The 24,721-nt window shown below is 70.8% G+C and carries 22 protein-coding genes; 11 read left to right on the top strand and 11 right to left on the bottom strand.

Going from position 1 to position 24,721, the window contains the following annotated elements; all coding sequences use genetic code 11:
* A partial coding sequence (locus ABD116_RS04260) for an acetate--CoA ligase family protein (RefSeq protein WP_343964992.1) occupies window positions 1–1,166 on the top strand: 1,166 nt, incomplete at its 5' end.
* Between the two features lie 13 nt (window positions 1,167–1,179).
* Here the strand turns inward: ABD116_RS04260 and ABD116_RS04255 are convergent.
* Both ABD116_RS04255 and ABD116_RS04250 read right to left on the bottom strand, forming a co-directional pair.
* A complete protein-coding gene (locus ABD116_RS04255) occupies window positions 1,180–3,714 on the bottom strand; it encodes a cation-translocating P-type ATPase (protein ID WP_343964990.1) in 2,535 nt (844 codons plus the stop codon).
* Window positions 3,711–4,583 carry a universal stress protein gene (locus tag ABD116_RS04250; RefSeq protein WP_343964988.1) on the bottom strand — a complete coding sequence of 291 codons (873 nt, stop codon included), beginning with the start codon at window positions 4,581–4,583 and terminating at the stop codon, window positions 3,711–3,713. The genes ABD116_RS04255 and ABD116_RS04250 overlap by 4 nt, the downstream gene beginning before the upstream one ends.
* Before the next feature lie 194 nt (window positions 4,584–4,777).
* On the opposite strand from ABD116_RS04250, the gene ABD116_RS04245 reads away from it, so the two are divergent.
* Both ABD116_RS04245 and ABD116_RS04240 read left to right on the top strand, forming a co-directional pair.
* Entirely contained in the window at window positions 4,778–5,839 is a 1,062-nt protein-coding gene (locus tag ABD116_RS04245; protein WP_343964986.1) for a zinc-dependent alcohol dehydrogenase family protein, read from the top strand.
* A 4-nt stretch (window positions 5,840–5,843) separates the two neighbouring features.
* Window positions 5,844–6,806 carry an Acg family FMN-binding oxidoreductase gene (locus ABD116_RS04240; protein ID WP_343964984.1) on the top strand — a complete coding sequence of 321 codons (963 nt, stop codon included), beginning with the start codon at window positions 5,844–5,846 and terminating at the stop codon, window positions 6,804–6,806.
* Here ABD116_RS04240 and ABD116_RS04235 read toward each other — a convergent pair.
* Window positions 6,803–7,267: a GyrI-like domain-containing protein gene (locus ABD116_RS04235; protein ID WP_343964982.1), complete on the bottom strand. Its 465-nt coding sequence runs from the start codon at window positions 7,265–7,267 to the stop codon at window positions 6,803–6,805. The genes ABD116_RS04240 and ABD116_RS04235 overlap by 4 nt on opposite strands.
* A gap of 177 nt (window positions 7,268–7,444) precedes the next feature.
* Here ABD116_RS04235 and ABD116_RS04230 point away from each other — a divergent pair, with 177 nt between their 5' ends.
* From ABD116_RS04230 to ABD116_RS04220, 3 genes are read left to right on the top strand one after another with little or no spacing between them, the layout of a single operon-like run.
* Window positions 7,445–8,425 (top strand): ABC transporter ATP-binding protein, encoded by a 981-nt coding sequence (locus ABD116_RS04230; RefSeq protein WP_343964980.1) that lies wholly within the window; start codon window positions 7,445–7,447, stop codon window positions 8,423–8,425.
* Between the two features lie 2 nt (window positions 8,426–8,427).
* A complete protein-coding gene (locus ABD116_RS04225; protein ID WP_343964978.1) occupies window positions 8,428–9,594 on the top strand; it encodes an ABC transporter permease in 1,167 nt (388 codons plus the stop codon).
* A complete protein-coding gene (locus tag ABD116_RS04220) occupies window positions 9,591–10,742 on the top strand; it encodes an ABC transporter permease (RefSeq protein WP_343964976.1) in 1,152 nt (383 codons plus the stop codon). Before ABD116_RS04225 ends, ABD116_RS04220 begins: the two co-directional genes overlap by 4 nt.
* A gap of 21 nt (window positions 10,743–10,763) precedes the next feature.
* Here the strand turns inward: ABD116_RS04220 and ABD116_RS04215 are convergent, their stop codons facing one another.
* Together ABD116_RS04215 and ABD116_RS04210 are read right to left on the bottom strand one after the other, a co-directional pair.
* Window positions 10,764–11,639, bottom strand: coding sequence for a universal stress protein (locus ABD116_RS04215; protein ID WP_343964974.1), 876 nt, complete (start codon window positions 11,637–11,639; stop codon window positions 10,764–10,766).
* 99 nt (window positions 11,640–11,738) lie between these two features.
* Window positions 11,739–13,184 carry an HAD family hydrolase gene (locus tag ABD116_RS04210; protein ID WP_343964972.1) on the bottom strand — a complete coding sequence of 482 codons (1,446 nt, stop codon included), beginning with the start codon at window positions 13,182–13,184 and terminating at the stop codon, window positions 11,739–11,741.
* Between the two features lie 273 nt (window positions 13,185–13,457).
* Here ABD116_RS04210 and ABD116_RS04205 point away from each other — a divergent pair, with 273 nt between their 5' ends.
* The gene (locus ABD116_RS04205) at window positions 13,458–14,069 is read left to right on the top strand and encodes an Rv1733c family protein (protein ID WP_343964971.1); all 612 of its coding nucleotides are present in this window, start codon (window positions 13,458–13,460) and stop codon (window positions 14,067–14,069) included.
* 64 nt (window positions 14,070–14,133) lie between these two features.
* On the opposite strand, the gene ABD116_RS04200 is transcribed toward ABD116_RS04205, so the two are convergent.
* From ABD116_RS04200 to ABD116_RS04185, 4 genes are read right to left on the bottom strand one after another with little or no spacing between them, the layout of a single operon-like run.
* The gene (locus ABD116_RS04200) at window positions 14,134–15,120 is read right to left on the bottom strand and encodes an Acg family FMN-binding oxidoreductase (RefSeq protein ID WP_343964969.1); all 987 of its coding nucleotides are present in this window, start codon (window positions 15,118–15,120) and stop codon (window positions 14,134–14,136) included.
* Window positions 15,114–16,493, bottom strand: coding sequence for an MBL fold metallo-hydrolase RNA specificity domain-containing protein (locus tag ABD116_RS04195; protein ID WP_343964967.1), 1,380 nt, complete (start codon window positions 16,491–16,493; stop codon window positions 15,114–15,116). Before ABD116_RS04195 ends, ABD116_RS04200 begins: the two co-directional genes overlap by 7 nt.
* Window positions 16,490–16,981 carry a hypothetical protein gene (locus tag ABD116_RS04190; protein ID WP_343964965.1) on the bottom strand — a complete coding sequence of 164 codons (492 nt, stop codon included), beginning with the start codon at window positions 16,979–16,981 and terminating at the stop codon, window positions 16,490–16,492. The genes ABD116_RS04195 and ABD116_RS04190 overlap by 4 nt, the downstream gene beginning before the upstream one ends.
* Entirely contained in the window at window positions 16,978–17,961 is a 984-nt protein-coding gene (locus ABD116_RS04185) for an Acg family FMN-binding oxidoreductase (protein ID WP_343964964.1), read from the bottom strand. Before ABD116_RS04185 ends, ABD116_RS04190 begins: the two co-directional genes overlap by 4 nt.
* A gap of 196 nt (window positions 17,962–18,157) precedes the next feature.
* On the opposite strand from ABD116_RS04185, the gene ABD116_RS04180 reads away from it, so the two are divergent.
* Together ABD116_RS04180 and ABD116_RS04175 are read left to right on the top strand one after the other, a co-directional pair.
* Complete coding sequence (locus ABD116_RS04180) at window positions 18,158–18,724, top strand: hypothetical protein (RefSeq protein ID WP_343964962.1); 567 nt, start codon at window positions 18,158–18,160, stop codon at window positions 18,722–18,724.
* A gap of 5 nt (window positions 18,725–18,729) precedes the next feature.
* Complete coding sequence (locus tag ABD116_RS04175; RefSeq protein ID WP_343964960.1) at window positions 18,730–19,608, top strand: universal stress protein; 879 nt, start codon at window positions 18,730–18,732, stop codon at window positions 19,606–19,608.
* Here the strand turns inward: ABD116_RS04175 and ABD116_RS04170 are convergent, their stop codons facing one another.
* Entirely contained in the window at window positions 19,609–21,363 is a 1,755-nt protein-coding gene (locus ABD116_RS04170) for a GAF domain-containing sensor histidine kinase (protein ID WP_343964959.1), read from the bottom strand.
* A 167-nt stretch (window positions 21,364–21,530) separates the two neighbouring features.
* On the opposite strand from ABD116_RS04170, the gene ABD116_RS04165 reads away from it, so the two are divergent.
* On the top strand, window positions 21,531–22,457 hold the full coding sequence (locus ABD116_RS04165; protein WP_343964957.1) for a universal stress protein: 927 nt from the start codon (window positions 21,531–21,533) through the stop codon (window positions 22,455–22,457).
* A 7-nt stretch (window positions 22,458–22,464) separates the two neighbouring features.
* Window positions 22,465–24,120, top strand: a complete 1,656-nt coding sequence (locus tag ABD116_RS04160) for a SulP family inorganic anion transporter (protein ID WP_343966580.1) — start codon at window positions 22,465–22,467, stop codon at window positions 24,118–24,120.
* 113 nt (window positions 24,121–24,233) lie between these two features.
* On the opposite strand, the gene ABD116_RS04155 is transcribed toward ABD116_RS04160, so the two are convergent.
* Window positions 24,234–24,686, bottom strand: a complete 453-nt coding sequence (locus tag ABD116_RS04155) for a pyridoxamine 5'-phosphate oxidase family protein (RefSeq protein ID WP_343964956.1) — start codon at window positions 24,684–24,686, stop codon at window positions 24,234–24,236.
* Between the last annotated feature and the right edge of the window lie 35 nt (window positions 24,687–24,721).

The following is a 24,721-nucleotide window of genomic DNA, read 5'->3' as shown; positions in this document are numbered from 1 at the left end:
CCCCCGCCGCGGAACTCGACGTACCGGAGCTCAGCGCGGCGACAACGAGCGAACTGGTCAAGAGGACCGGAGCCGTCGGAGCCGGGAACCCGGTCGACCTGGGTGCGGCCGCCACGCCGGAAACGCTGGAGAGCGCGGTCGGCATCCTGCTGGCCAGTGGCGAGGTAGATGCCCTCGTGATCAGCTATGCGGCAACTAGAGCGGGCGATGTCGACGAGACGTACGCGGCGATCGCCCGCGCGGCCGCCGGTTCGGAGATACCGATCCTCGTCAACTGCCTCGGCGCTCCGGGGGCCGCGCCGCAGATCACGCTCGACGACGGATCGAAGCTGCCCGTCTACACGTTCCCCGAGACCGCGGTTCGTGCGCTGGGCCACGCCTGCCGGTACGCCGCCTGGCGCGGCCGGCCGCAGGGCGTCGTACCGGAGATCACCGATATGGACGAAGACGGTGCCAGGGCGATCGTCCGGCACTACCTGAACTCCCATCGCGAGGGCGGCTGGCTCGACCCGGCCCGTGCCGAGCAGCTGATGCTGTGTGCCGGCATCCCGGTGGTCGCGGCGCTCACAGCGTCGAACCGGGACGCGGCGCTGGACGCCGCGGACCGGGTCGGCTATCCGGTCGTTCTGAAGACAGCGGCCCCCGGCATCGTGCACAAGACCGATGTGGGCGGGGTGAAACTCGGACTCCGAGACGCGGCGGAACTGTTGCGGGCGTACACGGAACTGACTGCCGCCGTCGGTGACCCGCATGTGGTGGTCCAGGCGATGGCGTCAACCGGCGTCGAGCTGGTGACCGGGTTGGTCCGGGACCCGCTGTTCGGCCCGGTGCTGATGGTCGGCAGCGGCGGCATCCTCACCGACCTGCTGGCCGATCGGCGCTGGCGTGGCCTCCCACTGACCGACCTGGACGCCACCGACATGGTCCGCTCGTTGCGTTGCGCGCCCCTGCTCGCGGGCTACCGCGGCGCCGAGAGCGCGGACGAGGCGGCGGTACTGGACGTCCTGCACCGAATCGCCTGGCTGGCCGAGGCCGTTCCCGAACTCGCCGAGCTCGACATCAACCCCCTGACGGCCACCCCCACCGGAGCGGAGGCGCTCGACGTGAAGGTCCGCCTGACGCCGGCCGCCCCGGAACCGGACTGGTACTCACGTCACCTCGGTTGACGCGATATCCGGATCAGGACTTGCGGTGCCGCAGTCGCAGGAGGGCGACGACCGCGCCTGGAACGATCCCGAACAACACCGCGGCCGCGAACTGCCCCGTCGTCACCTGAGCGAGGCCGAGAAGGTCACGCAGGGGTGAGACGACGAGTGGAAGCAGATGAGCGACGACAGCACCGGCGACGGCCAGGTCGAGGAAGCGCAAGCGCCCTGTTCCCGGTGCCCGTGGACGGCGTAGCGCCGCGGCGACGCCGAGCTGCGACAGACCGAGGACCAGGTACGTCGTGGTCTGCCAGTGCGCTCCGGCGTGCCGGGCCAGCAGACTGGCGACCAGAGTAACGGTCGCGATCAGACCACCGGTCCAGACGATTCGTTGCCACAGGCCCGCACCCAGGACGTGTTCGGTGGTGGGCCGTGGCCCGCGCCGCATCGCCAGCGGATCGGCGGGCTCGGCGCCGAGCGCCACCCCGGGCAGGCCATGAGTGAGCATGTTGATCCACAGGATCTGGGCCGGCAGCAACGGCAGTGCCAGGCCGAAGAACGGACCGAACAGCATCACCAGCACCTCGGCCAGGCCGCCGCTCAGGGCGTACCGCAGGAAGGTGCGGACGTTGGAGTAGATCCGGCGGCCTTCCTCGATGGCGGCCACCACGGTCGCCAGATCGTCGTCGGTCAGGATCAGGTCAGCGGCCTGCCGCGCGACCTCGGTGCCGTCGCGGCCCATCGCCACGCCGATGTCGGCACGGCGCAGGGCCGGGCCGTCGTTCACACCGTCACCGGTCATCGCGACGACGTGGCCCCGGTCCTGCCAGGCCCGGACGATGTCCAGCTTCTGTTCGGGCCTGATCCGGGCGAAGATCCGGGCTCCCGGGCCGGGCGCGGGATCGCGTCCGGCATCGATGTCCGCACCGGTGATCACCTCGGTGCTGTCCAGCCCGATCCGATCGGCGACGGCGCGGGCGGTTCCGGCCGCGTCGCCGGTGATCAACAGCAGTTCGACGCCGGCCTGGGTGAAGGAGGCGACCACCTCGGCGGCGTTGCCCCGGACCGGATCGGTGATGGCGATCAGTCCGGCGAGCCGCAAGCCCACCTCCGCCTGTCCGGTATGCCCGTCAGCGGGCAGGGTTCGATCGGCCACGGCCAGCACCCGGTAGCCGTCCCGGGCCAGTAGCGAAGCGGTCTCACGGGCCCGGGCGACCGCGCCGTACGGGGTCACGTGCTCGTCGAGCAGGACCTCCGGCGCCCCCTTGCAGATGACGAGCACCTGGTCGCCGCCAGGCATCCGGTGCAGTGTCGTCATGCGTTTGCGTTGACTGTCGAAGGGGGCCTCCGCGGTGCGCGGGTAAGCGGCCCGGAGGCCGTCGGGAGACACCCCGGCGCGCCGGGCCAAGGTGATGAGCGCAGCCTCGGTCGGATCGCCGAGCGGGCGCCAGCCGGGCTGCTCCGCATCAGGGGGCTGCAGGTCGGCGTCGTTGCAGAGCACGACGTCGCGCAGCAGCCGGTCGAGCTCGGCTTGCGTCCCGGCGGGCCCGTCCGTCGGTGTGATGTCTCCGTCCGGCGCATAACCATTGCCGCAGGCAACGTATTCGCCGGATTCGGTCCAGAGCCGTTCGGCCAGCATGACACCCTCGGTCAGCGTGCCGGTCTTGTCGGCGGCGACAATAGTGACCGCCCCGAGCGTCTCGACGGCCGGCAGTTGCCGCACCACCGCGGACCGGCGGGCCATCCGATGGGCACCGATGGCGAGTGCCAGTGTCACCACGGCAGGCAACGACTCAGGCACGGCGGCCACGGTCAGGCTGACCGCGGTCACCAGCATGTCGGGCAGTGGGAGTCCTCGGATGAGGCCCGAGACGGCGACGATGGCGGACAGGGCGACAGCCACCAGGCTCAGCACCCGGCTCAGTGCGGCAAGGCGCCGCTGCAGTGGCGTCGGCCGCGGTCGCTGCCCGGAGAGCAGTGACGCGATCCGGCCCAGCGCGCTGTCGGGGCCGGTCCGGACGGCGTCCGCGCGGCCGCGTCCACGAGTGATCACCGTGCCGGCGCTCAGTTCGTCGGCGATCTGCTTCTCGACGGGGACCGATTCGCCCGTCAGCGCGGCCTCGTCGGCCTGCAACTGGAACGCCTCGGTCACTGCCAGGTCGGCCGGCACGATGTCGCCGGCCTCGACTATCACGACGTCACCGGGCACCACCTCGGCGGCCGGGATCATCAGGACGCGGCCGGAGCGCAGGACTCGCGCCTGGGGCGCGGCCAGCCGGCGCAAGGCGGCCAGTGCTCGCTCGGCCCGCAGTTCCTGGACCACCCCGACGGCGGTGTTCAGAACGACGACCACCAAGATCACGGTGAGGTCGGCGAAGTCGCGCAGGGAGGCAGTCAGCACGGAGGCACCGAGGAGCAGGAGGATCATCGGGTCACGCAGCTGTGCGAGCACCCTGCTGAACGGTCGTGGGGGTGGGGCCTCGGCGATCGCGTTCGGACCGTGCTCGGCCAGGGAGTGGCGTGCCTCCTGGTCGGTGAGACCGGGCGGCCGGGCCGTGGACACGCTCATCTGATCGACTCGGTGTGGACGATGGCGACCGGGCAGTGGGTGTGGTGGAGGAGGCCGCGGGAGACGGAGCCGAGGCGGAGTTCGGTGAACTCGGTGCGGCCGAGGCCGCCGACGACGACCAGGTCGGCGTACTGCGACTCCTTGGCCAGCACCTGGACGGGATGGCCCTCCGGGTACCTGGTGCGGAAGACGACCGCTGGGTACTTCTCGGGCCAGCCGTCCAGGCACTCACCGACCATCAGCTGGGCGTCGCGCCGCCAGGGAGCGTCCTCGGGGTCGAGCCACAGATCCGGGCGGGGGAAGGCCTCGGGCAGGTCGGGCACGTGCACGATCTCCAGCTCGGCCCGGCGTTCCGCGGCGATCTCGAAGGCGTATCCCAGGGCGGCCTGGCAGGAGTGCGAGCCGTCCACGCCGACGACGATCCGGCCCCACGCGGGTTCGGCCGCCTGCCATTCGTCCGGTACGACGACCAGCGTCGTCCGGGCCAGCGCCGCGCAGACCTGCGAGGTGGATCCCACCATCAGCTCGGCGAACCCGCCGGCGCCCCGGCGTCCGATCACCAGCACGGCGGCCTCGGCCGACGCCTTGAGCAGGGTCTGGGCGGGATTGCCGTAGCCGAGTTCGAGGACGGCGTCGGTGAAGCCGAGCCGGTCGAGTTCGTCGGCGGCGTCGTCCAGGACGTCCGTCCCGTCGTCCTGCGATGGCGCGGCGGCGAGCTGGTGCGCGGGCCGGGTGTCGTCGACGACGTGGAGGGCGCGGACGGTCCAGCCGCGCCGCGCTGCCAGGTTGACCGCCCAGTCGAGGGCGAGCAGACCGTCGGCCGATCCGTCCAGACCGACCAGGATTGCGGGGCGTGCGGGCGTGGACATGAGGGACACCTCTCGCTCGGCAGTGCTCTGTTCCAGTTCAGCCGCGGCGGCGCGGACGGCACAGGGTGCAACGGCCTGTCCGGAGGCGACCAAGGTCCCTTCGGACTGGTGTGTTTCTGCCCTGCCCGCTCCCGCGCGGGCGCGGAAAGGTCGGGAGTGAAGACACACCCCGAGATCTTGGAGGTCGACCGACCATGAAGGCGCTTGTCTACAACGGCCCTGGGCACCGCAGCTGGCACGAGGTGCCGGACCCGGTGATCCAGGACCCCGAAGATGCGATCGTCCGGGTGGACGCAGTGACCATCTGCGGCACCGATCTGCACATCCTGAAGGGCGACGTACCGACCGTCGAGCCGGGCCGGATCCTCGGCCACGAAGCGGTCGGCACGATCCTGACCGTGGGCAGCGGCGTCCACGGTGTCCAGCCGGGCGACCGGGTGCTGATCTCCTGCATCAGCGCCTGCGGGCGTTGCGAGTACTGCCGGCAGGGCCGGTACGGCCAGTGCCTCGGTGGTGGCGGCTGGATCCTCGGCCACCTGATCGACGGCACCCAGGCCGAGATGGTCCGGGTCCCGTTCGCGGACCGGTCCGTGCACAAGCTGCCCGACAACGTGAGCAACGAGGCCGCGCTGCTGCTGGCCGACATCCTGCCGACCTCCTACGAGGTCGGAACCCTGGCCGGGCAGGTCAAGCCGGGTGACACCGTCGTCATCGTCGGCGCCGGCCCGATCGGCCTGGCGGCCGTCACCACCAGCAAGCTGTACAGCCCGTCGAGCGTGATCGTCGTCGACTCCGCGTCGGCGCGGCAGAAGGCGGCCCTGGACCACGGCGCCGATCTGGCGTTCGGCCCGGAGGACGACCTGGTCGAGACGATCAAGGAGCTGACCGGTGGTCTGGGCGCCGACGTCGCGATCGAGGCGGTCGGCATCCCGGAGACCTTCGAGCTGTGCACCAAGGTGATCCGGCCCGGTGGCCGGGTGGCGAACGTCGGCGTCCATGGTGCCCCGGCGACGCTGCACCTGGAAGACCTGTGGATCAAGGACGTCACCATCACCACCGGCCTGGTGGACACCTGGACGACCCCGCGGCTGCTGTCGATGCTGGCGGCCGGCCGGTTGTCGATGCCGGGCCTGATCACCCACCGGTTCGGCCTCGACGAGATGCAGGACGCGTACGACATCTTCTCCCGGGCCGGCGAGACCGGCGCGCTGAAGGTGGCGCTGTTCGGCGACGAGTCCAAGGATCTCGAGGGCTGAGCCGATGCTCGAACCGACCGGGCACGATCGCGACGAGCTGCTCCGGGCAGCCGTCGCGGCGCCCTCGATGCACAACACCCAGCCGTGGCGGTTCCGCTTCACCGGCTGCGTGATCGAGGTTCATCGTGACCGGTCCAGGGAGCTTCCGGCCGAGGACCCGGACCGCCGGATGCTCCACCTGTCGCTGGGCGCCGCCGTCTTCAACCTGCGGGTGGAGGCGGCGCGCCTGGCGTACGGCACGGTGGTCCGTAGCGTGCTCGACCGGCGCCGGCCGGATCTGGTCGCCGAGGTGGAACTGGTCAGCGGCGGCCCCGAAGCCGAGGAACTGCACCGGCTGGCCCCGGCCATCCCGCTCCGGCGGACCAATCGCCAGCCGTACTCCGGTCAGCCGATGCCCGCCGAGCTGCGCCGACTGCTCGGCCTGACCGCGCGGCTGGAAGGCGCGGACCTGCAGTGGCTGGACGGCGGCGCCCAGCTCGAGTGGGTCCACCTGGCGACGGCGGACGCGGGCAGCGAGGACGATCGGAGTCTGGCCCGCACCGAGGAGCGCCGGCTCTGGGTGGGTGGTGACCGGCTCGTCGACGGCGTGCCGGCCAGTGCGCTCGGGCCGCGTCCTGATCGGGCGAAGGCGCCGGTCAGGGACCTGGCCGCGACACCCGACGACGCCGGCCGGCCGGCGTCGGCCTTCGAGAAGAATCCCCAGCTGGCCATCCTGGCGACCCGGCGCGACGGTCCGGCCGAATGGCTGCGCGCCGGTCAGGCGATGCAGCGAGTGTTGCTGGAGGCAACGGCATCGGGGTTGTCGACCTCGTTGCTCAACCAGGCGATCGAGCACGACACGCTGCGCTGGCTGCTCCATGACCCGCTGGGCACCTGGACCCGGCCGCAGGCGATCATCCGGTTCGGCTACGGCCCCGGCGTACCGGCGACCCCGCGCCGCCCGATCGCCGAGGTCTTGTTGCCCTAGGCAATGGAATACGGCTGGACGATCTCGGGGTGCCACTCGTCCGGGCAACCGATCGGTGGCGAGTGGTAGATCTCCCAGGCGTCACCCGTGGCCCGGTCGTGATGCCGCCGCAGCCAGTCCTCGATCAGGTCGTACGCGGTCCCGATCTTCCGGTACGGTCCGCTGTACGCCGTCACCACCACCGGCCCGGCCGGCAACTCCGACGGCAGGGCCAGACCGTTGGGCGCGACCGGCAGCGTGACCGGGAACCCGGCCTCCACGACCACCAGCCCGTCGGCGGCCTGATGCCGTCGGCTGAACGGGAAGCCACAGGGCACGATCCGCCGGTGCCGCAACCATTCGGCGATGTCACCCAGCGCCAGCGGCAGCCAGCCGGTCACCTCGGACGGCGGCAACGTCGCGCGCCGGACAACGGTCGGCTGAGCCGCAAGAGTCCGAGTCTCGATTACCGCGGTGTGCATGATCTGTCCTCTCGCCCTGGTACCTCCAGCAGACGCCGAAGGACCGCGCGCCAGCAGGGCCGAAAGTCCCCAATGGCGTCGCAAAGGTGCGAAAGGCATCCGGAGACGGGCCGTCGGACCCTGACCGCCGGGCCTGGTCTCGCACGACAGTTGGAAGGTCGTGAGGGAGGACGAGCTATGGCGACGGTGACGAGTGGTGAGGTGATGGCTCCGGCGACCGCGGACGAGGTGCTGACCGTCGACGGCCTGTCGAAGAGGTTCGGCGACCGGACCGCGGTGGACGGCGTCAGCTTCACGGTGGCGCCGGGGGAGACCTATGGTCTGCTCGGGCCGAACGGGGCGGGCAAGACGACGACGATCCGGCTGGTCTGCGGCCTGTTGCACCCCGACGGTGGCCGCTGCTCGATCGCGGGCCGCGCGGTCAGCACCTCCGCCGTCGAGGCCAAGGAACTGGTCGGCTACGTGCCCCAGGAGGTCGCCCTCTACCCGGACCTGACCGCCGCGGAGAACCTGCGGTTCTTCGGCCGGCTGTACCGGCTGGGCGGTCGCCGGCTGCGGGCCAGGGTGGGCGAGGTGCTGGAGTTGGTCGGGCTGTCCGACCGGGCCGACGACAAGGTCGAGTCCTTTTCCGGCGGCATGAAGCGGCGGCTGAACATCGGCGCCGGCCTGCTGCATGCTCCTCGCCTGCTCGTGCTGGACGAGCCGACCGTCGGCGTCGACCCGCAGAGCCGGCACGCGATCATGGACAGCATCCAGGGCCTCGGCGCCACCGGTACGGCGGTGCTGTACACGACCCACTACATGGAGGAAGCCGAGCGGTTGTGCGACCGGGTCGGCATCATGGACCACGGTCGCCTGGTGGCCGAAGGCACCCGCCGTGGCCTGGTCGCCCAGCTCGGTGAGCTGGACCGGATCACGCTGACCGCTACCGGAGACTTGCAGCGCCTGGCCGAGCGGTGCCGGGCCCTGCCAGGCATCGCCGGGGCGGATCTCAAGGACGGCCAGGTCCTCTTGCTCGCCCATGACGGGCGCCGGTTGCTGCCCGCGGTACTGGCCGCGGCCGAGTCCGCCGAGACCGAGCTGAGGTCCGTCGAGGTGGTGGAGCCCGATCTCGAGGCGGTGTTCCTGCACCTGACCGGCACCGCACTGCGGGAGTGAGCATGCGAGCCGCACTGACGATCGCCGCGAAGGATCTTCGCCGGCGGCTGCGGGACCGCTCGGCGCTGGTCCTCGGGTTCGTGGCGCCGTTGATGGTCGCCACCTTGATGAGCTTCGCCTTCGCGGGCGTCGAGTCCTTCCATGCCGACCTGGTGGTGGTCGACCACGACCGGGGCGTTCTGGCCCAGGCCTTTCGCCAGTTGCTCACCGGGCCGCAGTTGGCCGGCTTCGCGACAGTACGAACCGCCGACACGGACGCGGCAGCGCGCGAGCAGGTCGACCAGGGCCAGGCCGGTGCCGCCTTCATCGTGCCGGCCGGCTTCAGCTCGGCCGCCACGGGCGAGGAACCGGTGGACATCAAGGTGCTCGGCAACCCCGACGAGCTGGTCCAGGCACAGGTCGCACGCTCGATCGCGGAGGCCTTCGTCGCCCAACTGAACGCCGACCGGCTGTCCATCCACACCGCGCTGGCAGCCGGGGTGCCGGCGCAGCGGATCGATGAGCTGGCGAAGGCCGCCGCGGATCTGCGGTTGCCGGAGTCGGTGGTCGCGGCGCCGACCGGCTATCGCCAGCTCAGGACGGTCTCGTACTACGCGCCCGCGATGGGGATCTTCTTCCTCTTTTTCACCATCGGGTTCGCGGCCCGGGACTACTTCACCGAGCAACGGGAGGGAACCCTGGAGCGGGTCACGGCGGCACCGATCCGGCGTGGCGCGGTACTGCTCGGGAAATCCCTGTCGACGTTCGTCTACGGCGTGTTCAGCCTCGGTGTGCTGGCAGTGGTGAGCACCCTGCTGCTCGATGCGCAGTGGGGACCCGCTTTGCCGGCCGCGGCGGTGATCGTCGCGATGGCGGTCGCGCTCGTGGCGCTGACGGCTCTGGTGGTGGCGGTGGCCCGGTCGGAACGGCAGGCGGAGGGGCTGGCGTCGATCCTGACCTTCGGGCTGGTCCTGCTGGGCGGGAACTTCGTTCTGGTCAGCCAGGCGCCACCGCTGCTGCGCAAGCTCGCGCTCGCGACGCCGAACGGCTGGGCGCTGCGCGGCCTGACCGATCTGGCGACCGGTGCCGGCGCGCGAGCGGCCGTCGTACCGGTGGCGGTGATTCTGGCGATGTCGGCCGTTGTCGCGGTGCTCGCCGCGGCGGTGTCGTGGAGGAGGACGATCCGATGAGAGCTCTCGCGGTGACCGCGGCGTCGCTGCGGCGGATGGTGCGGGACCGGACCGCGCTGTTCTTCGTCGTGTTGCTACCGGTGCTGATGATCGTGATCATCGGCGCGATCGTGCAGAGCCCGGGCGGCTTCCGGCTCGGCGTACCGGCTCGGCCGGGATCGGAGGCGAGCGCCCTGGTCGACGAGCTGTCCGGTGCCGGTCCGGTGCACACGTTCGTCGACGAGCAGGAGGCCCGTACTGCGTTACGCCGCGGCGAACTGGATGCGGTGGTGCTGGTGCCGGCGGATCTCGATTCGCTGGTGACGCAGGGGCGATCGGTGGAGCTGCAAGTACTGGCCGGTGGCGCGCCGTCGACGCGCTCGGCGGTGATCGCGGCCATCGGGGCGGCCGTGAGCCGGCATGCCGAGCGGATCCAGGCCGCGGCCTTCGCGGCCCGGTACGCCGGCGGCAGCCTGACGTCTCAGTTGCCAAGGGCAACAGAAGTGCGGCGGGCGACCCCACGGATCGGCACCCGGGTGGAGAACGTCGCCACCGAGAGCGACTACCTGCCGACCGGCTTCGGTTACAGCGCCCCGACGATGCTGCTGTTGTTCGTGTTCATCAACACGCTCGCCTCCGGCGCCGCCATCGCGCAGACCCGTGGACTGGGGATCTACACCAGGGCGCTGGCCGCACCGATCCGCTCCCGTGACCTGGTGGCTGGTGAGGCGCTCTGCTATCTGCTGCTCGCCCTGGTCCAGTCGGCCCTGATCGTTGCGGTCGGTGGGCTGCTCTTCGGCGTGAGCTGGGGCAATCCGCTCGCCGCGGCGGCCCTGGTCGTCGTGTGGGCCGCGCTGGGTGCGGGAGCCGGGATGCTCAGCGGCAGTGTCTTCCGCACTCCGGAGCAGGCCTCGTCCATCGGACCGGTGATCGGGATCGGGTTCGGCATGCTCGGCGGCTGCATGTGGCCGCTGGAGATCGTGCCGCCGGTGGTGCGGACGATCGGCCACATCACCCCGCATGCCTGGGCCGTCGACGCCTGGATCGTCGTGTTGTCCAAGGGCGGCTCGATCGCCGATATCGCCGGGCCGCTGGCCGTTCTGACGCTGTTCGCGGCGGGGTTGCTGGTCGCGGCGTCGTACCGGTTGCACCGCAGGCTGACCGCCTGACGGTGCAACCGGATGGTTGGGCTAGCGGACGATCGCGACCGGGCAGTGGGCGTGGTGCAGGACCTGGTGGCTGGTCGAGCCGAGCAGCAGACCGGTGAAGCCGCCGCGGCCGCGGGAGCCGACGACGAGTAGGTCGGCCGATTCGGCCGCGTGCAGGAGGACCTGGGCCGGCCGGCCGGGGACGAGCTCGATGTCGACCTTGACGTCGGGGTGGTCCGCACGAGGTCCGGCGATGGCCTCGGAGACGAGTACCTCGGCCGCGTCGCGGACCTGGGCGTTGTCGAAGACCAGCTCACCCTTGCCGTTCTCGTAGGTGGAGAACGGGCTGCTCCAGGCGTTCACCGCGATCACCTGGCCGTCGAGCGCCTCGGCCTCCTGGAAGGCGAAGTCGATCGCCCTGGCCGACACCTTCGACCCGTCCACGCCGACCACGACGCGCCGCACTGCGTGCAGGGTGGGCAGCGTGTCCGGCGGTACCACGACGACCGGGCAGTTCGCGTGCGCGCTGACCTGGACCGCGACCGAGCCGAGGATCATGGCGCCGAACCCACCGAGGCCACGGGTGCCGAGGACGAGCATCCGGGCCTGGCTGGTCTCTTCGATCAGCTCTGGCGCGGGTGTGCCCTCCAGCAGCACGGTTTCCACCTGCAGGTGCGGGTGGGATTGCCGGATGGAGGCAGCGAGAGTCTCGAGTCCGCGCTCGCGGGCAGTGCGGAGTGCCGCCAGCGGCACCACCTTGCCGGGCGAGGGACGGTCCATGATCACCAGCTCGAACACCTCGGCGACACGCAGCGGCACGTGCGTGCGCGCGGCTTCGGCGGCGGCCCAGTTGACGGCTGCGGTGCTTTCCTGCGAGCGGTCGTATCCGACGACGATCGGGGCGGTTGGTGACGACATGATGCCTCCTCGGAGCTTGATTCCTTCTGCTTCGACTGTCGTCGTGAAAGCCAGGTCCGGGCAGGGCTCTTGGTCCCGTCACGGCGGGGCCGTCGGACCTCAGCGCACTGGCTGGTGGTCGGCGGCGATCCGGATCCCGGTGTAGTCCGCGACGACGGGATCGGCTCCGAGGACCCGAAGCTCCCCGGCGCGGCGGCCCCGGCCGATGCCGATCACCAGCCCGAAGGCTCCGGCGCGAGCCGCCTGGGCTCCGGCGGGCGTCGCTGCGAGGACGACAGTGCGCGACGGCCGTACGCCGAGCCGGCGGGCGGCGACGAGGAACGCGTCGGGTTCCGGCAGGTTCGCCAACCCGGGTTCGCATGCGCCGACGTGGAGGTCGAACAGCTCGCCGAGTCCGGCCTGTGCCAGTTCTTCGGCTGCTGCCAGGTCGGTCCAGACCGCGGCGGTCGACAGACCCGCTGCGACGAGCCGGCCGATCAAGGCCGACAGGGCGGGAACCGCTGCCCCGGCGGAACCGGCGGTCAGCCGGCCGAGGTCGAAGACGACGGCGTCGAACCGCATCGCGTCGACGGACGCCGACGCGTTCTCCGGCCGGGCCGGGCCGTTCTCCGGCAGCGCCGCTCCGTTGTCCGGCAGCGCTGAACCGTTCACCGGTGACGCCGGGCCACCTCCCGTTGACGCGGTCTCCGAGCCGTCAGTTGCCCGCCGGGCCAGGACGACCGCAGTACCGACCAGGATCAGCCCGGCGGCCAGCAACACGAGCGGAGCGACAAGCCGGCCGGGGAACCATTCGTTCACCGCGATCGGGAGGATCTGCAGCGCTCCGATCGCCCCGATGGTGACCAGTGCGAGGTTCCAGCCCCTGAAGGCGTAGACCAGCAGACCGGCGACCGTCACGAGACCGACGACGATGCCGATGTCGAGCGGCATCATCATTCCGGAGCCCACGACCAGTCCGGCAGCGGCAGCCAGCTGGGTGACGTGCTCGGCGCGGACAAGGCTGCCGTGGGCCAGCAGGAACCACTCGAGCGCTGCGAACCATACGGCCAGCCCTGGCCAGTACTGCGCGTTGGCGTGCGCACCGATGGCCCCAGCGGCGACCAGGGTCGTGACGACGAGTACCAGCTGCGGCCCGGCCATCCGCTTGCTCAGCAACCAGGGCACGACGGCGTACGCCGAACTGCCGAGGCCGGCCAGCAAGGTGATGTTCATCGGCCGCCAGCCGAGGGTGTCGCCGAGAAGACCGAAGAAGAGCACGGCTGCCGCGGTCGAGCCGAGCCAGATCGTGCCGCGAAGGCGCCGGGCGGCCGGCGATTGCCCGGGGATGGCCAGCCCACCGGACAGCAGCACCAGAGCCGCCGTGGCAGTGATCGCCAATCGGGCCGAGTCCTGCAGGTCCGGCCAGTACCTGGCCGCGACCAGACCGATGCCGGTCAGCAGGACGACCCCACCGACATACGCCAGCGCCTCGGTCAGCACGGTGGACCGCCGGTCGCTGGGTGAGGGCCGCAGCAGGACCGGGCCAGAGATCCGGTTGTGTGTCATGCAACGACTCTCCGCGCCGTCCGTGGCAGCCCACAGGGCCGAAGGTCACCAGCTTGCCGGGTCTGGCTGCCTCGGGCGTCCGGCCTGACAGATAGGGACCTTGGGCCCTGCCCGGAGGCCTTGCGGTTCGGTGATCCTGAAGGCACAGGGGAAGCGGTCGACCCGCCGGACCAGCGACAAACCAGAGGTGGCCGAGGCCACGAGATTCACCGTCATCAGGACGGCAGACTGGTTCCGGCGGGTCGGCCGGTCCCCGGATCCAAGGGGGCAGTGATGGGCGTCGGCCGACCGCGACGAGGCGAGCCATGGGTCGTGATGCAGGCTCGCCGACTGGGCTGCGGGCACAACCCGCTGCGCCGCCCGTCCGATCGGTTCGAGGCGGCGCTCGCCGTCATCGCCCTGTTCGCGGGCATCCTGCTGATCCCGGCGGGAGCAGCCGTCGGTACTTCGGTCGAGAAGGCTGACGAGTCGCGAGTGGCTGAGCAACGCGCCGTACTGCGCCAGCTCGCTGCCCGGACCACGGCGGACGCGCCGGCCATCACGGGCCAGGAACTCGGCCGGATCACCTGGCCCGTCCCCGTTGTCTGGCAGGACGAGACCGGCGTCGACCACCGCGGCCTCGTGGACCTCATGCTGGGCACGAAGGCGAACACCGAGGTGGTGGTCTGGGTCGACCGCTCAGGCGCTCTGGTGAAGCCGCCCCGGACCGCCGGCGACAGCGCCGCCATCGGCGACGCCGTGGGGTTCGGGACCGTCATCGGCTGCTGGCTGGTGCTGTGGGTCCTGCTGCTGATCGCCCGGCGGGCACTGGATCGGCGGCGACTCGCCGACTGGGCGGCCGAGTGGGAGCAGGTGGCGCCGGGCTGGACCCACCACGACGGCTGACCAGCTGAGACCAACGACGGCCCGGTCCCTCCTCTCGGACCGGGCCGTCGTGCTGGGCGGATTGTTATTGCCAGGCGTCCAGCGTCTCGTGCCAGTCGAGCCGCGGAGTGTCCGTTGCCGCGTGTTCCGGGTAGCCGGCGCGAATGATGACCTGCGGCCGGGCACTGTGGCCGACCAGGTCCTGGACCCGGGCGCGCAGCGGCGCGTATTCGACGGCCTGGTTGAGGAACGATGCCGCGATGTCGTAGGTCGTTGCCGTGAGCAACGCGTGCTGGAGGGCCAGGCCCGCGCGGGTCCAGTCCACCTGGTCGTCGACGGCGGTGGTGAGGACGGCGATCTGCGGATCGGCCTCGAAGACCGCCGCGTCCCGGTCGGGATCGCCGAAGCCGGCCGAGAGATCACGCACGAGGGTCGGGTGGGTCGGAAGCGGGCCGAGCGCGGATGCGGGGACGCCGTCGCCGAAGCGCCGGCCACCGACCCACCGGCCGCGTTCGGTCAGCCGGTCCTCGTCGTGCAACTCGAGATCTTCGGCCGTGTGCAGGATCCGGCGGAGTTCGTGTTTCGCGTCGGCGCCCAGCCAGCGCAGGTCGGCTCCCTCGGCCCGGGCGGCCGCGCTGATCTGCTCGATCACCATCGGCGACACCTCGGCCGCGATCAGTGGACCACGGTAGGTCCGCCGGCGGCGCAGTTCGCCGTACAGGGTGCCGAGCGGTGACACGGTCGTGCGCATGCGGGACCCGAGGAAGATCCGGACCGCGATGTCGGGCCGGTCCGGGTCCGGGTCGATCGCCAGCGTGGTCTCGTACCGGAGCATGGCCGCCGCCACCCGCACGTTGAACGCGGCGGCGCCCAGGCCGATCCGGGTCATCCGCCCGGACGGGTCCTCGGCCGGCAGTGTCCGGTCCGGGTCGAGCAGCACGTCGATCACCTGACCGGTGATCTCGAACCGCCAGGGCTGGGTGTTGTGCATCGACGGAGCCAGCCCGGCCGAGTTGAGCAGGATGCCGACCTCGTCGTGGCTGAGCAGCGGGTTGCCGTACTGGATCACCATAATCTGACTCTTTCCGAATGCTGGGGCGCGACTGCGAGCCAGCCGAGCTCCTTGCGGATACGGTCCGCCAGGGCCTGCCGGGCGTCCGGCTCGCCGTGGACGACGTAGACCGTCTGCGGTGGTTCCGGGGCCGCGGCCAGCCAGTCGACCAGTTCGTCGGAGTCCGCGTGCGCGGAGAACTCCGGCAGGTCGGTGACCTGGGCGCGGACGGGGACGTAACGGCCGTGGATCTTCACCGAGGTGGCGCCGTCGAGCAGGCTGCGCCCGCGGGTACCGGGGACCTGGAAGCCGGTCAGCAGCACGGTGTTGCGCCGATCGGGCAACTGGTGGGTCAGGTGATGGAGCACCCGGCCCCCGGTCGCCATCCCCGAGGCGGACACGATGATGCACGGGCGTCCGGGGCTGTTCAGCCGCTGGGACTCCTCGGCGCTGTGGACCAGCCGGAGGTCACCGGGATCGAACGGGTCGTCGGTGCCGACCAGATCGGGGCGCAGCTCGGGCGCCTTCTCCTGGATGGCGGTCCGGTACGCGTTCAGGGCGGCCAGCGCCATCGGACTGTCGACGAACACGGGCAGGTGCGGGATCAGCCCATCGTGGGCGAGTCCGGCCAGTGTGTGCAGCACGATCGCCGTCCGGTCGACGGCGAAGGCCGGGATCAGCGTGACCCCGCCGCGGTGGGCGGTGGCGGTGATCAACCGGCCGAGACGCTCGCGATCCAGCGGGGCGTGCTTGCGGTTGCCGTAGGTCGACTCGACGACGATGGCGTCGACGGCCGGGGGAGTCACCGGTGGCCGCAGCAAGGGATGCTGCTGCCGGCCGAGGTCTCCACTGACCAGCAGGCGATGTCCGTTCCGCTCGAGGACTGCGAAGGTCGACCCGAGGATGTGCCCCGCGCGGTGCAGCCTGACCGTGGTACCGCCAGGCAGCTCGATCGCGCGATCGCCGACCGGCTGGAACAGCGCGATCGCGCGTTCGGCGTCAGCGGTGTCGAACAATGGCAGCGGCGGGTTGTGGCGGGAGTAGCCACCGGCGCGGGCGTGCTCGGCATCTTCCTCCTGCAGGTGTGCCGCGTCGCGCAGCACGATCGAGGCGACCGTCGCGGTGGACTCCGAGCAGATGACCGGCCCCTGGAAGCCCTGCCGGACAAGGGCCGGCAGGTAGCCACAGTGGTCGAGGTGTGCGTGGGTGAGCACGACCGCACGGAGACTGGCGGGATCGACGGGGAAGTCGTCCCAGTTGCGGCGACGCCAGGCCGCCTCGCCCTGGAACAGACCGCAGTCGGCCAGGTAGCGCTGTCCCTCCTCTTCGTAGAGGAACTTGCTTCCGGTGACAGTGCCTGCCGCGCCGAGGAAGGTGAGCACGCCGGATGTCATCGCAGCGACCTCTCGTAGCTGTGGACGGCGTCGGTCAGCTGATCGGACTGCTCGGGCGTCAGCCGGGCGGTCAGGCTGGGAAGCTCGACGTTCTGGCCGAAGCGGAGGACGACCCGGCCGAGGGCCCGCAGAGCCGCCAGGATCTCCGTCGCCTGGATCTGCAGCTGGGTTGCCTGCCCGAAGCGGATCAGCTCCAGCCGCAGCTCGTCCAGCCGGCCGACCAGCTCGGAGAGCTCGTCGATGATGATCTGGTTGTACGCCGCGAGGGCGGCGGGTGCCTCGTTGTCCGGGATAGCCGGCAACAGGAGTGCCCCCTCGGCCTGGAGACGTGGCAGGACCCGGTGCCGGTAGGTGCCGGACGTCCGCTGCAAGGTCATCAGCAGCTTCTCCGGCTCGGTCCAGCCCTCGGCCAGGCACTCGTCCTCGAGGGCGGCCAGGTCGTTCTCCCAGCGGGTGATCTCGTTCTGCAGGGCGGCGATGTCCGTCATGACTGCTCCTCGGAACCGGTATGGACGAAGGCGGAGACGGGTCGCCGGGGCGTCGTGGCGCGGACCGTGCTGTGGCCGAACCGGATCACCATCTGGGCGAAGCCGGGCTTGCCGGTGATCCGCTGGACCTTGCTGCGCAGGTCGTCGAACTCGAGCGGCTGGTTCAGGAACGCGGCCTTCAGGCCGTCACGGGTGGCGACCAGGAGGCTGTGCTGGAGGCCCAGGCCGGCCGCGACCTGCTCGGCCAGGGAGTCACCGGCGGTCGAGAGGACGGCCAGTACGGGATCGGCCTCGAAGGTCGTCCGGGCGCGCGTCTGGTCGGCGGGCTTGGTACCGAGGTCGCGGACAGGCGCTGGATAGACGGCCGACCTCGGACCCAGTACCGAGCTCGGGATCCCGTCCACGGCGCGATCGCCGCCGACCCAGTGGGCGCGCTCGGCGCGGCGGTGCCAGTCGCCGATCTCGCGCAGGTCGGTGTCGATCAGCAGCCCCAGTACCTCGTGGACCTGGTCGGGTGGCAGCCAACTGAGCTCGGCGTTCTCCGCCATCGCCGCCCGGGTCAGCGCGACCCGCGAATCGGTCGGGACCTTGACCGGCCGGACCGGCTCCCGGCTGGTGTGCCGGCGGGGGATCTGGTCGAACAGTTCGCGCAGTTCGCGGTTAGCGGAGTCGGTCGGCTGGAGCACGATCCGGCCGACCAGGTCGAGGTCGGCCGGGTCCGGTACCAGGCCGTACCAGCTGTCGTAGTGCAGGGCGGCCGCGGCGCAGCGCAGGTTGAAGATCGCGGCGCCGGCCGCGATCCGCATCGCCCGGCCGGTCGGGTCCTCGGCGGGCAGTGCGCGCGAGCCGTCCACGAAGACGTCGATCACGGTGCCGTTCACCTCGAACCGCCAGGGCTGGGTGTTGTGCATGCTCGGAGCCGCCACGGCGGCGCCGAGCAGGACGTCGATCTGTTCCATCGACAGCTGGTCTTCGGGCATCAGGGCCTCCACGAACTGCTCGCGCGGCAACTCCTGCCGCACTTCCAGCGTCGACCGGGGCCGGGCCGGCAGGCAGTGGGCATGGGTCCCGTCCGGTCAGGCCCTTCGGCACCAACCAGGGTGACCACGGGCTCTGCCGCCACCCGCGCCGCGGCCCTGACGATCGATGTGTCCCAACAAACCGAAAGGAAAGACCATGACCACCACACCGCACCGGCGGCACGTTCCCGCCCCTGTGATGGAGCCCGACGGCGATCGGGGACCGACCCGCACCACCCGGGTGGCCGCCGGGCGGGCACTCGCCGTCCTCCGGATCCTCTACGGCCTCACCTTCTTGTGGGCCTTCGTCGACAAGGTGTTCGGCCTCGGCTACGCCACGAAGTCCGGCAAGGGCTGGATCGACGGCGGCGACCCGACCGCCGGATTCCTCGGCAAGGGCGCCAGCGGCCCGTTCGAGAGCTTCTACCACTCGCTGGTCGGTGACTTCTGGGTCACCCCGCTGTTCATGATCGGCCTGGCCGGCATCGGCCTCGCCCTCACGCTGGGGATCGGCATGCGGATCGCGGCGGTCGCCGGCACGGTCCTGTACCTCCTCATGTGGAGCGCGGTGCTGCCGCCCGAGAACAACCCCGTGCTCGACGACCACATCGTCGGCGCCGTCACCCTGATCGTTCTCGCTCTCGTTGCCGCCGGCAACGTCTGGGGTCTCGGCCAGTGGTGGTCGCGGCTGTCGATCGTCGAGCGGTACCCCTGGTTGCGGTGAGTCCGATGACCAAGCAGCCTGTGATCCACGTGGGTGTCGACGGCTCCTGGCGAGACACGGGCGCGCTGGAGTGGGCCTTGCAGGAATCCTTGATCCGCAAGGCCCCGCTCCGGGCGGTCCACGTCCTCGACGAAGGGCTGCGGCACGCGCCGTACTGGGAGCCCAAGGTCGTCGACGACGCGGCGCTCAACCTGGTGGACGAGGTCCAGCGGAAGATGGAGAGCCGTGATCCGGTCCGGGACCACACCACCAACCTGATGGTCGGTCCGCCGGCGGAAACGCTGGCCGAACTCGCCGGCAGCGGCGAGATGCTGGTGGTCGGGCGCCGGGGGATGAGCTCGGTGAAGCGGCTGCTGGTCGGCTCCACCTCCGAGGCCGTGGCGAACCTGGCCACGGTGCCGGTGGTCGTGGTGCCGGAAGGGTGGAAGCCCTCCGATCACGCCGGACCGGTAGTCGTAGGGCTGGACGACTCCGGCGATTCGGAGACCGCCATCGAGTTCGCCGCGACCGCCGCGATCGAGCGGCACACGGCACTGCGGATGGTGAACGTCTGGGACCTGCCGGCCATCTACAGCTGGGACGCGATGAACGTCGCCGGAGTGAGTGACGAGTGGTCACGCAACGCGGAGCGGCACTTCGAGGCCATCGCCCAGCAGTGGCGCAACAAGTACCCCGAGCTGACCATCGAGTCCGAGGTCCGGCGAGGTCACTCCGTGGACGGACTGATCGCCGCCGCCGAGGCCGCCGACGCGCAACTGCTCGTCGTCGGTGGACGGCACCACCACAAGGTGGCCACCGTCCTGCTCGGCTCGGTCGCCAGAGGGGTTCTGCAGCATGCGACCTGCCCCGTCGCCGTTGTTCATCTCGAACAGCGCGACGCCTAGTCAGCTGGGGTCGGCGTGGAGAGGAGCGCGTAACTCCAGCACGGTGCCGTGCGGCTGGTTGGACTCCAGCCGTACGGCGCCACCTAATGTGGCGGCTCGCTCCTCGAGGTTGTGCAGACCGCTTCGCCGGCCGGAGCTGCCGATCCCGATCCCGTCGTCGGAGACCCGGGTGGTGACCTCGGTACCGGTGACGGTGACCTCGACCTTGACGGCAGTCGCCTGAGCATGCCGGACGACGTTCGAGAGCGACTCCCGGACGGCAGCGAGGATCTGCGGTCGCACCGAGCCCGGTACGGCGGTGTCGATCGGGCCGGTGAGGATCAGCTCGGCGCGGAAGCCCAGCGGTTCGGCGTACTCGCTGACCAGGTTCTGCAGGTCGCTGCGCAGGGACGCCTTGGTGGGCCGGGCCTGGAGTTCGAAGATCGCGCCGCGCAGGTCGCGGATGGTGGCATCGATGTCCTCGACCGCCCTGGTGATGCGTTCCTGGACGTCGGGGCGAACCATCCGGTGCATCCCCTGTAGTTGCAGGCCGGTGGCGAACAGCCGCTGGATGACCAGGTCGTGCAGGTCCCTGGCGATCCGGTCGCGATCTTCCAGCACCGCGAGGATCGAGCGGTTCTGCTGGGCCTGGGCCCGGTCGAGAGCCAGTGTCGCCTGGTCGGCGAACATCCGGACCAGGTCGGTGCCGACCGTCACCTCGAGCACCGTGCCGCGCTCGGCGGCCACGATCAGGATGCCGCCGGTGCTGTCCTCGCCGCCCGGCAGCGGGGCAAGGATGGTCCGGCCGAGGTCGCCGAGCTCCGGGAAGTCGGCCAGCCGGCCGTTCTCCTTGGCGAAGGTGGACAGGTCGTCCAGGATCACCTGCTCGTCGCCGCTGAGCACGTCGCCGACCACCGGGAGACCGGTTGGCATCCGGCGGCCGAGGTAGGGGTCGAAGGCCGGCGGCCCGTCGATCGCCTGCACCACCAGCTCCTCGCCGTCCAGCAGCAGGACCGCGCCGACCATCGAGCCGGAGACTTCACGGGCCCGGGACGCGATCAGCTGGAGCGCTTCCTGCGGATCGAACTCGCCGAGCATCAGCTGGGTGATCTCGGCGGTCACTTCGTGCCAGCGCCGGCGCCGCTCGGTATCGGCGTACAGGCGAGCATTGTCGATCACTACGCCGGCCGCGGCGGCCAGTGCGGTCACGGTGCGCTCGTCGTCCTCGGTGAAGTCGGCGCCTTCGGCCTTCTCGGTCAGGTACAGGTTGCCGAACGCGTGCTCGCGGGTGCGGATCGGCACCCCGAGGAAGCTGCGCATCGGCGGGTGGTTGGCGGGGAAGCCGAACGAGCGTGGGTGTTCGGCCAGGTCGGTCAGCCGCAACGGGGTGGGATGGTCGATCAGCAGGCCGAGGATGCCGTGGCCTTCGGGGTACGGGCCGATCGCGGCGATCTCTTCAGCGGTGACGCCGTGGGTGATGAACCGGACCAGGCGTTTGCCGTCGTGGCCGACCACACCCAGGGCGCCGTAGCGGGCGCCGACCAGCTCGCAGGCGGCGGTGACGATCCGGTCCAGCGTGCTGGTCAGATCGAGGTCCGCGCCGATGCCGACGACGGCATCGAGCAGCGCGCGGAGGCGCTCCTGGGAGTCCATGATCTCGTCGACGCGGCCGAGCAACTCCTGCAGCAGCGCGTCGAGCCGGACCCGGGACAGCCCGGCGAACTCGAGTGCCCCCTCGTCCCACGAGGCGCGCGTCACCTCTTCCCTCCCACCCATGTCGACCACCGTACGGAACCGCAGAGGGAATTCCTACCCACCGTGGCCTTTCGGTGGGCCGAAGGTCCTCCGGATCGGCGCCTTCGGTCCCGCGGGCCGGTGTCCGGCGGCACTCCCGCCGGGCCGTCGCGGGCGAGACGCTGGAGTCAATAGATGAGGAGGATGACATGGGTACCTGGGCACGGACCGGACCGGTAGTCGTCGAGGTCGACGGCAGCGCCGAGAACTTTCACGTGGTCGACTACGCGTGCTTGGAAGCGGCGCGTTCCGGTGCCGAGCTCGTTCTGGTGGCGCCGTACCAGGCGCACAGCTCGTTCAACCCCATGACACCGGGTTATCAGCCACAACCGCCCGCCGAACTCGCGGCCGCTGCTCTTCGGGACGCGGTGGCTCATGTCCGCCACCACTACGGTTACGAACTGCAGACCACCGCGGTGTCCGAGGAGGGCGCCCGGCTGAAGGTGCTGCCGCACGCGGCCCGGCATGCCCGGCTGCTCGTCGTCGGCCGGACCAAGACCCGCGGGCCGCAGCGACTGGTGGCCGCGCAGGGGAACATCTTCCTGACCGCGCGGACCGGCTGCCCGGTGATCGTGGTGCCGCTCAACTGGCGGCCGACGCTGCTCGACCGGAAAGTTGCCGTAGGCATCGACGGTACGCCGCTGTCCCTCGAGGCCGTGGAGTTCGCCTTCCGGGCGGCGGCCGACCGTGAGGGTGACCTGACCGTGGTGCACGCGCAGCACGCACCGCGGCACGACCCCGACGACGTCGAGGGTTCCTGGGTACGCCGCGGCGAGCTGACCGTGTCCGAGACCCTGGCCGGCTGGGACGAGGAGTACCCGGAGGTCAAGGTCACCAGGTTCCTGACAGCCAAGCCGGTCGTGGAAGCGCTGGTCCACGAAGGCGTCCACGTCGGTCTGGTGGTACTCGGCGCGCGGGCCGGGCTGCTGCCGGTCGGCGACCCGGTCGCCCGCCGCGCGGTGGCCGCGATGACCTGCCCGGTCGCGATCGTTCCTCATCACGTGACGGCCGAAGAGCGCGACCGGAGGTACCGCGCGGTCGAGCCCACCACTGACGTCGTGGTGCCGACATACTGAGCTGGTGATGTTCGCGACGGGGCTCGCCGACGTCCGCGGCGGGCTGCGCGCGGACCTGATCGCCGGGGTGACGGTAGCCGCCTACCTGGTCCCGCAGGCGATGGCTTATGCCCAACTGGCAGGCCTTCCGCCCGTCGCCGGCCTTTGGGCAGTACTGGGCCCGTTGGCGGTCTATGCGGTGCTCGGTACTTCGCGGCTGCTGTCGGTCGGACCCGAATCGACCACCGCCCTGATGACGGCAGCCACCTTGGGAGCCTTGGCGACGGGTGATCCATCGCGGTATGCGGCCCTGGCGGCCGCCCTGGCCATGCTGGTCGGTGTCATCTGCATCGTCGCGTGGCTGCTCCACCTGGGCTTTCTGGCAGACCTCCTCTCGAAGCCGGTGCTGGTCGGGTACCTGGCCGGCATCGCCGTGATCATGATCGCGGGCCAGCTCGGCCGGATGACCGGCAGCAAGGTCTCCGGTGAATCTCCGGCCGCGCAGCTGTCGTCGGCCGTCCGGCAGATCGGGTCCTGGCATCCGGCGACCCTGGTGCTTTCGCTTTCTGTGCTTGTTCTGCTGCTCGCTGCGGCCCGGTGGGCGCCACGTCTTCCGGCGCCGCTGCTGGTGATGGTGCTGGCGGCTGTGGTCGCTGCAGTAGCAGGCCTGGGAGATCACGGGGTGGCTCTGATCGGCAATGTGCCCTCCGGACTACCAGTGCCGACTCTGCCGGCTATCACCGCCGACGATCTGCGGCTGCTGATCCTGCCCGCGGTGGGTGTTGCGCTGGTCGGCTACACCGACACGGTGCTGACCGGCCGCGCCTTCGCGAGCCAGGGGCACGAACGGGTCGACGCCGATCAGGAACTGCTTGCCTTGGGCATCGCCAACCTGACGGCGGGTGGTTTGCGGGGGTTCCCGGTCAGCAGTAGCGGCAGCCGTACCGCTGTAGCCGCAGCAGCCGGGGCAAAGAGCCAGGTCTACTCGCTGGTCGCGCTCGCGATGGTCATCGCCACGTTGCTGTTCGCCGGCCCGCTGCTGGAGACCTTCCCCACCGGGGCTCTGGGCGCCCTGGTCGTCTACGCCGCGGTACGCCTGGTGGACGTCGGCGAGTTCCGGCGGTTCGCCCGGTTCCGGCGCAGCGAGCTGATCCTGGCGCTGGCGACGTGCGTCGGCGTCGTCGCGCTCGATGTCCTGTACGGCGTACTGGTGGCGGTCGCGTTGTCGGTCCTGGACCTGTTCCGCCGGGTCGCGCGACCTCATGACGGGATCCTCGGGATCGCTCCCGGCGTACCGGGGATGCACGATGTGGACGACTATCCGACGGCGCGTCCGGTGCCCGGACTGGTGGTCTACCGGTACGACTCACCACTGTTCTTCGCCAACGCCGAGAACTTCCACCGGCGCGCGCTGGCGGCCGTCGACGCCGCACCCGAGCCGGTCCGGTGGCTGCTGCTCAACGCCGAGGCGAACGTCGAGATCGACATCACCGCGATCGACGCCCTGGACTCGCTGCGGGAGGAACTCACCGCACGCGGCATCGTCTTGGCCCTGGCCCGGGTCAAGCAGGAACTCCGCGACGATCTCGAAGCAGCCGGATTCCTGGATCGCCTCGGTCCGGGCCGGATCTTTCTGACGCTGCCCACCGCGATCGAGGCCTTCCGCGCCCATAGCGCCGGCTGACCGGCGCGGCAGTCAGGGCCCGCGGGCCCTGGACCACGCTGCGGTGGATCTCCTCGGTCAGCCGGGACGTCGGCCGCCCGCTCCCGCTGGTACGCAACCACCACGGGCGGTCATCAGGCATTGCTCCCCTCGGCATGCGGCCGCTGGCCCCAGGCGAGCAGGCGGCGGCCCTCGAGGAGTTCGATGGTGAGGCGGATGAGATGGCGTTCGCGGTCCGGCGCCCACGGCCTGACCGGAGGATTGTCCGGCAGTTCGTCCGAGTCGACCGCCGACAGGTGCCCGGTCGCGGTCACGGTCCAGCCGAGATGACGGTCGAGGTCGACCTCGTCGGCCTCGAAGGCGACCACGTCGCCGCGTTCGGCAGCGCGGTACTTGTCACCGTCCGCGGTGGCGAACAGCAGCGACCGGCCGTCGAGCGCGAAGTTGACCAGGCGCACCACGGGCAGGCCACCCCGGGTGAACACCAGCCGGCCGACCTGGACAGACGACAGCAGCCGCAGTGACTCGTCGTCATCGAGGATCTGCAGACCCGAGTGGTCGAACCGGCGGCGAGCCGCTGCGGTCATGATGACCTCCTTCGGAGCGGAGAGCGGTCTACCCT

It is taken from the genome of Kribbella koreensis, from assembly GCF_039525325.1.
GTDB lineage: Bacteria > Actinomycetota > Actinomycetes > Propionibacteriales > Kribbellaceae > Kribbella > Kribbella koreensis.
The sequence above is the reverse complement of the archived record's forward strand: the minus strand, read 5'-3'. Positions and strand labels throughout refer to the sequence as shown.